The sequence below is a fragment of the Tropicimonas sp. IMCC6043 genome (assembly GCF_004146235.1).
Taxonomy (GTDB): Bacteria; Pseudomonadota; Alphaproteobacteria; order Rhodobacterales; family Rhodobacteraceae; genus Tropicimonas.
The window spans coordinates 88958-101329 of the sequence record NZ_SELO01000016.1; the positions used below are offsets into that span (position 1 = coordinate 88958).

The 12372-nt window shown below is 57.4% G+C and carries 12 protein-coding genes; 4 read left to right on the top strand and 8 right to left on the bottom strand.

What is annotated here, in order from left to right:
- Positions 1-110: 110 nt before the first annotated feature.
- The 8 genes from EU800_RS15230 to EU800_RS15265 form a co-directional block, all read right to left on the bottom strand.
- The gene (locus EU800_RS15230; protein WP_129633885.1) at positions 111-1283 is read right to left on the bottom strand and encodes a site-specific integrase; all 1173 of its coding nucleotides are present in this window, start codon (positions 1281-1283) and stop codon (positions 111-113) included.
- Between the two features lie 423 nt (positions 1284-1706).
- Positions 1707-2105 carry a cell wall hydrolase gene (locus EU800_RS15235; protein WP_242500587.1) on the bottom strand — a complete coding sequence of 133 codons (399 nt, stop codon included), beginning with the start codon at positions 2103-2105 and terminating at the stop codon, positions 1707-1709.
- Positions 2106-2845: 740 nt separating this feature from the next.
- Complete coding sequence (locus EU800_RS15240) at positions 2846-3463, bottom strand: cytochrome b/b6 domain-containing protein (protein ID WP_129633887.1); 618 nt, start codon at positions 3461-3463, stop codon at positions 2846-2848.
- Positions 3460-4530 (bottom strand): cytochrome c3 family protein, encoded by a 1071-nt coding sequence (locus EU800_RS15245; protein ID WP_165354686.1) that lies wholly within the window; start codon positions 4528-4530, stop codon positions 3460-3462. Before EU800_RS15245 ends, EU800_RS15240 begins: the two co-directional genes overlap by 4 nt.
- The gene (locus EU800_RS15250) at positions 4520-5155 is read right to left on the bottom strand and encodes a molecular chaperone (RefSeq protein ID WP_129633891.1); all 636 of its coding nucleotides are present in this window, start codon (positions 5153-5155) and stop codon (positions 4520-4522) included. The genes EU800_RS15245 and EU800_RS15250 overlap by 11 nt, the downstream gene beginning before the upstream one ends.
- Positions 5152-5418, bottom strand: coding sequence for a hypothetical protein (locus EU800_RS15255; RefSeq protein ID WP_207209916.1), 267 nt, complete (start codon positions 5416-5418; stop codon positions 5152-5154). The genes EU800_RS15250 and EU800_RS15255 overlap by 4 nt, the downstream gene beginning before the upstream one ends.
- Before the next feature lie 128 nt (positions 5419-5546).
- The gene (locus EU800_RS15260) at positions 5547-6236 is read right to left on the bottom strand and encodes a 4Fe-4S dicluster domain-containing protein (protein ID WP_129633894.1); all 690 of its coding nucleotides are present in this window, start codon (positions 6234-6236) and stop codon (positions 5547-5549) included.
- 10 nt (positions 6237-6246) lie between these two features.
- Complete coding sequence (locus EU800_RS15265) at positions 6247-8826, bottom strand: molybdopterin-dependent oxidoreductase (protein ID WP_207209917.1); 2580 nt, start codon at positions 8824-8826, stop codon at positions 6247-6249.
- A 602-nt stretch (positions 8827-9428) separates the two neighbouring features.
- Here EU800_RS15265 and EU800_RS15270 point away from each other — a divergent pair.
- The 4 genes from EU800_RS15270 to EU800_RS27245 form a co-directional block, all read left to right on the top strand.
- Complete coding sequence (locus EU800_RS15270) at positions 9429-9719, top strand: metalloregulator ArsR/SmtB family transcription factor (protein WP_129633908.1); 291 nt, start codon at positions 9429-9431, stop codon at positions 9717-9719.
- Positions 9716-10780, top strand: coding sequence for a permease (locus tag EU800_RS15275; RefSeq protein ID WP_129633896.1), 1065 nt, complete (start codon positions 9716-9718; stop codon positions 10778-10780). Before EU800_RS15270 ends, EU800_RS15275 begins: the two co-directional genes overlap by 4 nt.
- 11 nt (positions 10781-10791) lie before the next feature.
- Entirely contained in the window at positions 10792-11028 is a 237-nt protein-coding gene (locus EU800_RS15280; RefSeq protein ID WP_129633898.1) for a thioredoxin family protein, read from the top strand.
- A gap of 1009 nt (positions 11029-12037) precedes the next feature.
- The coding region (locus tag EU800_RS27245; RefSeq protein ID WP_207209918.1) for a hypothetical protein at positions 12038-12372 on the top strand (335 nt) is incomplete at its 3' end.

Sequence of the window (12372 nt, forward strand, 5' to 3'; positions counted from 1 at the left end):
AAGACATTGCTCTACGCTCGCGTCGTCGTCTGGAAAATATGCTGTAGCTGTCAATCGCCCGTTCGCATCAAAGAGCAGTTTCCCATATGCGTCGAAAAGCTCAATTCTCCTCACGCCCGCACCATCTGCACCACGTCGCCGGCCTCGCCAGCGCAGTAGCGTCCCCATGCATCCATCAGCGAGCGGCGGCGCTCGAAGAGGTCCGACCGGTCGTAAGCCCGTTCGACTTCGTTGCCCCTTGCGTGCGACATGGCAGCTTCAGCCACTTCTCGGTCAGCGTGCGCGCGCTCTGAGGCCCAGACCCGGAACGAGGAGCGGAAGCCGTGAACAGTGACATCTTCATTTCCCATCCGCTTCAGCAGATTGTTGACCGCGATGTCGGACATCTGCCGTTCTTCGTGCCTGAGAATTGGTGACGGGAACACCATCGTCTCGCCCAATCCGCGAACCCGTTCCAGAACATCAAGCGCCTGTTCAGATAGCGGCACTCGGTGTTCTATTCCTCGTTTCATGCGAATTGCCGGCACGGTCCACGTGCTGTCGTTGATCTCTGACCACTCAGCGCCCCGCGCCTCACCTGATCGAACTGCCGTGAGAATGATGAACTCCAGAACGCGAGCCGACACCCCTTGCCGCTGCTTCAGCTTAGTCATGAACGCTGGAACACTCTGCCAGGGCATTGACGGCAGGTGCTCTTGAGACTGCTTCACGGCAGGAAGTGCCTTCTTGAGCCCGTTGATCGGGTTCTCATTTGGATAGAACCCGGCGCCCTTTGCCCAATCGAAAACAGTTCTCAGCCGTTGGCGAAGGCGCTTCGCCGTCTCGTGCTTTTCGGTCCAGATGGGCGAAAGAACCTTGAGACAGTCCGCAGTCGTCACCGTCTCTATCGGCCGCGACCCGAAGTGCGGATTCGCATAAATCCTGATCGTGGAGAGCCACGTCTCGGCGTGCTTCTTGTTCTTCCATGTCGGCAACAGCCCGGCGTGAACACGGTTCGCGGCCTCCTCGAACGTGATTGTCTCGCGCCGCCGTTCGGCGCGAGGGTCTCCACCATTACGCGCAATCTTCCGCAGGCGGGCCGTTTCCTCTCTGGCCTCGGCCAACGTCACGTAGGACACGCCGCCCAGCCCCATGTCGGTCTGTCGCCCGTGGATCGTGAGTCTCGCGATCCAGTGTTTCGAGCCGCCCGGCGCGACCACGACGTAGAGGCATCCGCCGTCAGAGTATCGGCCCGGCTGGTCCAGTTGTCGGACCTTCGCAACGGTCAGTTTTCCCGCTCGCATCGTCTACCATTTTTTCTACCAAGAACGTCGCGGAAAGAATAGGACAACGCACGACACAATGGAAGTGCCAAACGCGTGGTTTTGTTGGTAGAATGGAAGCTCTGGGAACGCCTATATGTCTTAATATCAGACACTTGCGCGGACCTTGGCTCCACCACTTCACTCCCGATTTTAGAACGACTTTTGAAGGGGTTACGCGGCAGCCGCTTACCTCTCTTGCGTTAGGTCACTTTCCTGCATGCAGTCTCGGGTCACCACTAGGTCACTGAATTTGGTGACCGAGTTTTATAGCGGATAGCGCCAGAATCGACCGCGAAACTCCATGAGAATACGCTTGGAAAGTTGTTCGGACGAACTGATGACAGCAATGCCCTTGTCCGCTGGCTTCGACCGCAAAGCGATCTGATCAACGATAGCTGATCATCACCGTAGCTGTGTTTCCGTCGGCCGCGGCGTTGAAGGCTGGGTTACCAATTCAGGTGGCCGTTTCTCGTAGAAGGCGTTGCCGCCAGCGACGAGTACGTAATGCATGTTGTTGTAGCCCGCATGGTAGTTGGCAGCGTGGAAGAATTCTGCTTCGGCAATATCGGGGTGCCGCTCCCCCGACAGAACAGAAATCGCGGCTTCTCGAACCATATGTAGGGACCGGCTGCTCATCCGGCCAGTCATGATACCGGGAGCAAACTGGCCGGGTTGGGAGACGACACCGCAAACAGTATCGGGGTAGGCGTCCGACTCGACCCTGTTCATAACAACGCTTCCGACGGCAATCATGCCGTCTCGGCTTGACTGGACGGACTCGAAATACATCGCGCGCGCCATACACTCTGCCGCGCGCTTGCTGACGGCGACATCGATTGCGGGCTGATTGGCGCATGAGACAAGTGTCGTGATCCCCAGTAGTGCAGCCACCATCGGCAGAATGTAACTTGAGTTCATGCGCGTTCTCACGTGCTTCAGCCAAGATTATTACTCATCGCCGATAGTTTATCGGATTTGGTCAGTGGCACTCAACTTTCACATTGAAGCTTAGACGGCCGCTTGGTCGAGACCCGGACCACCGCCAGGGTGACGGGTACGTCCGAGATTCTTGCGTTGCGATCATCTGGCGAAAGGGCTCGGATGACCGCCTTGTGCTGAAAGCTGAAATCCAAACCCACCGCAGCATCCTTCACGAAGGGCGGACACCGGACTCTCGCTGCGTTCCTCTCGGTCGTCGGCTATAGGGTTCTTCTCACACCAAATCGACTAGGATGCAGAACAGAACAAGTTCCTCATTACCTCACCGCACACTTGCAGTGCGCTCCGTGAGTATTGTTGGGTTATCCGCAGACGCCGCCGAACGCCTTTGCGGCCCAACTTCAACCAACCCGAAAGGTCGCACGACGACCGGACCAGAAACAGGGTGAAGTCCCCCCTATTTCGGCAAGCGTAATGGCCCAGTTCAAAGGGGGAAGGACAATGCCGCGGACCAATGAACTTGGCGCACCCGTCGCAATTCAATACTTGTTGCGACGGGTGCGCCAATGAAGCTTGGGCACGTTATGGGACCGCTGTGCCAATTACTCCATTTCGTGATAACCGTTTACCATGGTCTTGAACTGGCTTGAGATCTTGTGGCCAGTTGTCCCCAGATAGATGTGCATCAATGTGAAACCGAAAAGGACTACACCGGCGACGTAATGCACAAGGGCCACGGGAACCAACCCGTCAAGGCCCAACACCTCTTTAGGAGCAAGATTCGGCCAGAGGAACATTGCGCCCGAAATCAGCACGATGGGCACAAGGATGTACATCACCGCCCAGTACATGACCTGCTGCAACGTGTTGTGGCTGGCCTCCCGAGTCGGCTCGTACGGGTCTGGCGCCCCGACGAAGATGCCCCAGCAGTAAAACTTTATCTGCTTCCAGGACTTCCCGATGAACCCTTTCATTTCGGGGAGGTACCGACCGAGGTTTCCCGAGAACAGATTTGCCAGGATGAACAGCCCATACAGCCAGAGCAAGGTCACACCGCAGAAGTTGTGGATTTTGACCGCGGTTTCGAACCTCAGGATGCCCCATCCGGTACCGGAGAAATGCATGCTGGCGCCGCTGATCGCAAGGAGGATCATTAAGGCAGCGTTCGTCCAGTGCCAGAGCCTGATCCAGATTGGCAAGATGAAGATACGCTGTGTCATTCTTTGCCTCCTGTCATCAGCCTTCCGATCACTCGTCCAAGGATGTGAAGCGCGATACCGGCCAGAATCAGTGCCAGCAACGCCATGCCCAGTTGATCAACCTTGGTGTTGCGCGTTGCTCCGACAACATAGGCCTTGCTCAGCAGCTGCGCATTCTCGAAGCCCGCATCTTCCGCGTCTCTCTGCTCTGCAGCGTAGCGGTAAAGCGAGGCGCTCAAATGCGTGTCCGCGCTGTGACATGTCACGCAATCCCGACGCGCCTCCTCCTTGGTGAGGATCTTGTGCGAGATGTTCAGCGTGGGCGTTTCAGAAGCAGGCGTGTGACATTCGATGCACCTCACCGATGACCAATGGCGTTCAGGATCGGCCAGGAATTGGTGAATAACGTTGATGTCAGGCTGTTCCGGTACAGGGATTATTCCTGCCGTAAACTCGGCAAAACGCAGTTCACTATCATGGCAGGAAAGGCACATGCCATTGTCCTGCGCAATGATCTCGACAGGATCCTTCAGTTTCGACGCAGATTGGAACACATGCGAGTCATGGCAGCTGTTACAATCGAACCGTTCGAAGACTTTCGGATTCTGCCCGTGAGCACCATGCGCTACCTGCGGTTCGATGCGCCAGGTCTGCAATGAATGACACTCCACGCAATCGAGCGTTTCGTGCCGACCAGGGACTTCCTGAAGCGGCCCCGAATGCGGGAAGCCCTCATAGCTTCCGACATGGCAGCTGATGCAGGTCATCCCAGTGTGGTTTGAGGCCTGCATGGCAACAGGGTCGATGAGTACCTTTGAAAGCGCCTCCAGATCCACAATGGTCGGGTCGGCCGTAACGGCTCCCGCCTCTGTATGGCAACTGAGGCATTCTGCGTTTTTCGCGTTTACAGCGGCAACTGCCTCTGGCGAAGGTTTCGCATCCTCTTGCTGAGGCTCCTCCGCCGCGGGTTCCGTTTGTTGCGCCATTGCCTGCGGCGTTTGTCCCGTTGCCACCAGAATTCCCGCCAGGAACAGGATTCCGGCACCGAACGTGATCGTTTTTACCGTCGAACGAAGATCACATTTCATTTGTCTCTCCATCAACTCGGCGGAGACCCGGCGCTTCTGGAGCGACTGCAGTCCACAGTGCTTCGGACAACGCCTTGTAGAATGGCTCGGAGGTTTGAGCGCCCATCTCTTTTGCATAATCCGGCACCCATTGCCGCAAGTGCTCGGCGTCGAGTTTCTCCCGGATGGCTGCAAGGTTGTCGGCCTCTTCGACATTGTCCTGCGCACGCTGTTCGGCCTCGCCGTTCAGCAACGCCGCCCGGAAAAAGAGCTCTTCGCAAAGATGATCCGCTGGAACGCCAGAAGCTTGCCGCGAATACCCAGCCTGAAAGTAGAGCTCGCTCAGGGCCACAGTGCAATCCGCAAGCATCTGACCTTCGCGCCAAAGCGACTCGTAGGGTGGCCGAGGGCCGTAACCTTCTTTCAGACCACCAAAGAGCCGCATGTGTTCTACCCGAAGCCGCATGTCGCAGGCTTCCAGATCGTCCTCCTGTGCGATGCAGCCGGAAAAGCCTCCGTCGGAGCCGTCCGGTTCGATTTCCCGAAGACTGCGGAGCTGTTCCACAGTCGGTGGATGGCGCAGAAGAGTGGCAAGAAGCCAGGCCCCCTGCGCTTCTTTTTCATAGTCAAGGATGAGATCTTTCATGGCTTCGGCACTTGATAGAAAGTCGTTGCCATGGATCCTTCGCCCCGATGGCAGCCCATGCAAATGGCGCGATCCGCTGCTCCCGGATAGGCGACCACCGGGAACTCATCGCGGCGGAGGAACTGGATGTCTTCCGGGAACTCGACGTTGTTGTGGCACGCCGTGCACTCAATTGACATGAAACGCGTGTGAATCCGGTGGAAATGATCGCCAAGGGCGAGGCTTTTCTTTCCCCCAAGGTCGATCTCACCAGTGCGGATCATTTCCGCGAGGATTCCGGGGCCGGGCGGGAAACCGTCGTTTGGCCATTCGGAAGCTGTGTCCTGGCCGAGTGTTGCGCCGGCGGCGGCACCTAGGAGAACGATTGCGACGGCAAAGGGTCTGAGCAGCCTCATTTCACTTCTCCACCTTCCAGAATGTAGTAGACCTTGGACTCGGTCCCGAACTCGCGCTTGAGTTGGGTTGCCTTTCCCTGAACTATCTTGCGCGATACGACCGAGTCGGGGTCTTCCATGTCTCCGAAGAACCGCGCATCCACCGGACAAACCACGTCACATGCCGGCGTGTAGTCCGGGTTGGAACCGATTTCGGCAACCTTGCCGTCGGCGACCGCCTTTTCCAGCTTGTGTGCACAGAAAGTGCATTTTTGCGCGACATTTGGCACTTTGCGGTGCGTCGGGTGTCGATCTTCGGGAGCAATGTCCTCAATCGGCGTTGTTGTTCCCGGATAGAGGGTCTTGATCTCTTCCCCGGTCAGCTGCGGAACACCATAGGGGCAGACCGCTGCGCAGTATCCGCAACCCGTGCACTTGTCGTAGTCGATGATCACGGATCCGAAATCGTCCCGGTAGATGGCGTTGAACCCGGCTTTTGTGCAGGTTTCCATGCACGGCGCGTTTTCGCAATGCATGCAGTTCATGGTGACAAAGCTGCGGGATACGTTCGGGTAGGTGCCGCTTTCGGCCTCCACCATAACATTCCAGGGCGCGCCTGGGGTGAAGTGGTTTTCAATGGCACAGGCTGCGACGCAGGCGCGGCAACCCATGCAGCGGGTTGTGTCGATTACACGGACAAGTTTCATTTCCGTCCCCTCAAGCCTTGATGACGCGGCATTTCGTGTCGTTGAAAGAGTTCATCCCCGAAACAACGTCCGGATGAAGCTCAAGCACCTTGTTCACGTCGGTTCCGAGCTTTGCGTATTGCGGCCATCCGGCGATCATGTGCCCATAGGAGTAGGCTACCCCGATGGTGTCCGGTCGAATGGACTCGGTCAGTTTGGCCGTCCCGTGGGTCTGGCCGATACGGGTTTCCAGCGTAATGCTGTCACCATCCGAGATGCCGAGTTCTTTCGCGGCGGCCGGGTTGATGTGGATCCCGTTATCCTGGGTGTCCTTGCCAATCCCGAAGTTGAGGATCGGGTTGGTGTTGGAGCAGGCCGTCTGGTTCCGGTACATCCGCTTGAAAGTGAGCAGATAGAACGGGAAGTCAGTCGCCTCACGGTGCGGCGTCGGCATAGCGTGTTCGAATGTCGGGAAGGCTGAATAGGCGATCCGGTACTTGTCCAGATCGATATTGGAAATGCCATTCTCCTTGACGACCTTTTCGACCTTTTCGAACGTTCCGAGCATGCTGTCCGCATAGAACTGCATCTTGGGCGTCCCGGGACCTTTCATGTGGTCTTCGAGACCTTTGATATAGACCTTGTCTGCGGTCTTGAGGCTGCCATCGAACCCTTTCTCTATGGCTTCCTGGAACGGTTTGCCTTTTGTCGCATTGAGCCAAAGGATCTCGACCGCTTCCTTGTCGGAATAATCCCTGCCAGGCTCGAAGGCCGGCTCCTTGGCTTTCCATTGCGCGTTGATCTGCTCGATGTATTCGTCGCGAATTCCCAGCCGCTTGGCGATCTCCCAAAGGATGGTGAAACCGTCATGTTCGAGCGAGTACACGTTCGCAACGGGTTGGCGGATCGCAGTGTGGCTGGAATAGTTGTGCTTGCGTGTCGGCGCGAAATGCCAGCTTTCCAGGTAGGACTTGTCAGGCAGGACGATGTCGCTCATCCATGCCGTCTCGCTCATATGCACTTCGATGGTGACATTGAACGTCTTCTCCATCGAGGCATATTGCTTGTCCGTCTCCGAAGTCGAGGCAGGCCGGTTCGTTGCGTAGAAGATCTGCAACTCGGGCACGTATTCGAGCCCATATGCCTTTGGCTCCAGCAGTGTAAGCGCGACCTGCTGGCAAACGTCGTGATGGCCATTCGGGAAATAGACACTCTTGGCGAGATCGACCCGCTTCGGCGGGTATTCGCATTTCGCGGGTTCCATGTATTCCGGGTGATCAAGCACCTTGCCAAGCTTGTGCCCGCCGATAGCGTCGGGAATGCCCAGCAGCATTTGCAGGACGAGCGCGGAACGCCAGTTCTGCACGCCGTGCTCCTTGGCGCTCATCCCCCTCCAGGAATGGATCGACACCGGACGGTAACGATGCTCGAAACCATCCACGATGGTCGTGGTGCCGATCCGAGCTTCCTTGGCGATCATCCCAGCGATCTCGCGGATGGTCTCGGCGGGAACGTCGCAGATCTCGGAGGCGGCCTCCGGCGTCGACTCCGAAAGGCTCTCGGCGAAGACGTCGAAGGCCGTCCGCACAGGCGTGCCGTCCACCTCGAAGCTTCCGCGCAGGGTCGGTTCGACACCTTCCACAAAAGTCTTCGCAGACTGACTGACCGCATCCCAGACCAGCGGTTGTCCTTCGCCGTCGCGTAGGATTCGACCGTCCTCGCCAACAAGCTGCGGCGCGTTGGTATAGGTGACCAGGAACTCTTCGTCGTAGACGCCATCGTCTATCAGGATCTTGGTCATAGCCAACATCATGGCAACGTCCTTACCGGGACGTATCGGAATCCACCGGTCCGCCTTGGCGCCGGAATGCGACAGGCGCGGCTCGATCACGATCACCTTCATCCCGCGCTCGCGGGCGTCGGTCACGGCGTGATCCATCCAGCGTGCATATTGTTCGGCTTCGAAGTAGCTCGAACCGAAAACGAGGAACAGGTTGGTATGGGCCAGATCGGGCAGGAAGCCGTGATAGCCCCATGTAATGTCATCCCCTACATGGCGGGACGACTCGCACGTGGTCGTGCGGTGAACAACGTTCGGCGTCCCGAAAGCCTTGGCAAATGCCTTGGGGAACTTGTCGCCGATCAGGTACTTGCCGTGCCCGTGCTGCCAGATCAGCTTGGACGGGTTTTCGGCCTTGATCTTTTCGAGCCGCGGAATGATTTCGTCGAAAGCCTCTTCCCAGCTGATTTCAACCCAGCCCGGATCCTGATCCAGACCCTTCTTGGGGTTGGTGCGCTTCAAGGGTGTCTTGATGCGATAAGGGTTGTAGGCGGTAAATGCACCGGAGACGCCCTTAGGGCATATCCCGTGATTATAAATTTCACGGCGGCCGGGATCGGGCCGGATTTCGCGGATCACGCCGTCGTGCTTGTGCACTTCGATCCCGCAGAAATTCACACAGTGGACGCAGAGCGACTTGGTGACTTCCAAATTCGCTCCTCCAATTGTGGAGGACGTCACCTGCCCAAAGGCAGGCGAGAACCCGAACGCTGCGACAGAGCTGGCAAGTGCGCTCATTCCGCTCAGAAACTGGCGCCGGCTGGCATGCATGGTTTATCTCCTCGATCCCAAAAAACCCCCGATCTCATGAACCGGGGGCTTGAAATTATTGCTAACCGCCCCCATAAGTAAAAAAAATGATCTAAATCAGTTAGTTAAAAATATTTTTTGAAATATTTTTGGTGTATATTTGAGCGTCGGGGGCAGCGGGGCAACCATTCACTAAATCGTTATAACGCACGCGATCCAAGGGGTGCTGTTATCTCTATCTTAATGCCGGCATTAAATTCCTTATTTTGAAAACATCTTTCGTACGCGCGGGTTTTTACCCGTAAAACAACTTGATTGCGCTCTCATTCAAGAAACTAATTTTTATAATTTAATCAGTTTCTTCTCTGCCGAGTCAGAGTCGAAAATCGTCTCCCGAGGCAAAACCCAGCCAGCCACAGTATCCAGCCCGGTCATGTCAGGGTGCCTCGGCTTGAGGCGGAGGCCGTGCCTGTAACGACGCACGTCTGCCGCCGGATGGAACCTTCCTTCCTGCGGCAGGTCGCGGTGATCTGTCCAGGTTATGGTTATGGTTATGGTCAAACTGATCCGGATCAATGCATCAACGAACCGCTTATGCGCTGATGCGCATGAAGGAGTGGCTCATGATTCTATCGGTTCTTTCCGCCCTTTCCGATGCCACACGCTTGCGTGCAATGCACCTGCTTCGCGATGGAGACGAGCACTGCGTGTGCGAGCTTATGAGGGCTATTGGCGCGACCCAGAGCCGGATGTCGCGACACATGCAGATTCTGAAGCAGGCCAGACTCGTGATTGACCGGCGGGACGCGCAATGGGTGCGATACCGCAGAAATCCTGACCTGCCATCCGACGTTCGCGCGGTCCTCGATGCGGTGCTCGCGGTGGAAATCGAGATGGAACGGGAGGCCGCATGACGACCGAGACACATACGCCAAATTCCCGGTACGAAATCCCGGCCTGGGGGGGGCATGTCGGTGTGGTTGCGGCGGCGGTCACGTGGTGGCTGGTTTATCGGCAGTTGTTGCCGGCCTCGGAGTGGATGGCGTCGCTGTTTCCCGTTCAGCCGGGCAGCCATGCCGCAAGCGCCATCGCCTTCTTCCTTTACGACGTGCCCAAAGTGATGATGCTGCTCGCGTTGATCGTCTTCGCGATGGGCGTGGTGCGCAGTTTCTTTAGCCCCGAGAAGACCCGCGCCTTCCTCTCGGGAAAGCGCGAAGGGGCCGGCAACGTGATGGCGGCTGGCCTCGGGGTCCTGACACCGTTCTGTTCCTGTTCGGCGGTGCCGCTCTTCATCGGCTTCGTCTCAGCCGGCATTCCGCTCGGTGTGACATTTTCATTCCTGATCTCGGCGCCGATGGTCAACGAGGTTGCCCTTGTGCTGCTCTTCGGCCTCGTGGGCTGGAAGGTGGCGATCACCTACCTCGGCTTCGGTCTCGCCATTGCAATCGTCGCGGGTTTCGTCATCGGCAAGCTGCGCCTTGAGGGCTGGTTGCAGGACTGGGTCCAGGACATACACGGTGGCACGGATGCTCCCTTGGTCATCGAGGGGGAGCGCCTTTCGATGGCCGCGAGGTACCGGCTCGGAATCGACGCGGTCCGCGAGATCCTGGCCAAGGTCTGGATCTGGATCATCCTCGGGATAGGCGTCGGCGCGTTGATCCACGGCTACGTGCCCGAGGACCTGATGGCAAGGATCATGGGGGCGGATGCCTGGTGGAGCGTTCCGGCGGCGGTCGTTGTCGGAATCCCGATGTACACAAATGCCGCGGGCGTCATTCCTATCGTCGAGGCGCTGCTGGGTAAGGGGGCGGCCCTCGGGACGGTCCTGGCGTTCATGATGTCCGTCATCGCCCTGAGCCTGCCGGAAATGATTATCCTCCGGCAGGTCCTAACTCTTCGCCTGATCGCCGTCTTCATCGGCGTGGTTGCCAGCGGCATCCTGTCGGTCGGGTTCCTGTTCAACGCGATCTTCTGAAAGGCTACGCGATGAAACACGTCAAGGTTTACGGCCCGGGCTGCAAGCGGTGCGAAGCAACCGAGCAGATGGTGAAGGATGCGGCAGCGCGGCTCGGCGTCGAGGTCGATGTCGAAAAGGTCACGGATGCCAAGGCGATCGCCATCGCGGGCGTCATTTCGACACCCGGCATCGCGGTTGACGGCAAGTTGGTGCACGCCGGCGGGCTACCGGATAGATTAAGGCTCGAAAGCTGGATCTTGGCTTGATTTCCGCCAAGGCTTGTCTCCGCTAGATCTCAGCACAGGATTTTTACGAAAGCCCGGTGTCTCGTTCACAATCTGTGCGCGTGGTCGCTGGTCAAACCCGCCGCGGAGGTAACACTGCAAGTATCGACCGCATCCGTGGTATCGACTTGGCGTGATTGCTGCGTAGTGGATAAATGGCTGGTTGCGGCGCATTGGGGAAAGGTGCTGACGAAATTGCAGGTGGCCGCTTTGGGCCGTTCACGACGGTTGAGAGTTCCGAGGCAAAGGTCGGGTAAGTTCCTGCACCGGATATCGCCCTACGCGCTCCAATGTCGGTAGTATCTCATTCAATCGAAGCTCTTCATCGGACGTCGTCACGGAAGACGCGCCATCAACGCTGCCGCCAACTTGGTCTGTTTCTCGCCTCCTGCTGTTGCCGGACGTGCCAAATTGGAGTGGGCAGAAAGAAACCGAGACGAGGCTTGTGCGCTCGCGGGCTTTCGAATCGCAATCAAGGGCGGATAACCACACAGGGTTGATGCAACACTCCGGGATCGTCGCTCCAACCGGTTCGAAGCATGCAACTCCCAACTAAAGAGAACACTTTGGTCTCAACGACTGCGTTCGCCGCGTTCAAATCACGCACCACCGCCCTGAAACCCGCGGCGGCGCTTATGGCATCCTTCCAATGTTCACCAGGTCAGGCATGATTGTCGCCACTGACGAAGGCCTCGAACAGGAGAACATCGGCACCGTTTGGCCAGTGCTTCCAGTCGAGTACCGCCCGCCGTTCTGACTGAAGCGCTCTTAACTTTGCCAGCACATAATTGACTACAGCGAGGCCAATAGTAGTAACCGTCGCCCCGGCTCCGGCCGACCACGGCCGTCCGTTTTCGCCACTGCGTTGACCGGTCAGTTTGTTGGCCGGTCTCCCATGCGGGATGAACAAGGGCGCCTCGAAACCTAGCGCAGAGGGACGCTCCTGCGAGTGCTCCGCAAAGCATGCAGCGAAGCAACCAAGATTCGAACCATGCTCGACATTCTCGCCGTCGAGCACTGCCCAACCAATGTTTTTTGGCGCCCCCACATCCACGGCACCAACGACGATGTCGGCTTCAAGAACCACCAAGCGAACAAAGCCCAGTTCAAAAAATCAGCGATCTTTCCAGAGATGCGAAGTCCACTCGGAGTTTGCAAAGTTTTTCGAATTAAACTCGGTTCATATGCTCAGAATCCGAAGCCTAGGTGTTTGATCCCACGGTTTGATGGTGCGATCCATTCGCTGGAATGGAAGGAAGCCCTATGGGACAGGTACGTCACGGCAGCGCCACGACCACGCACGCCATCCGAGCAGCAATACAGCGA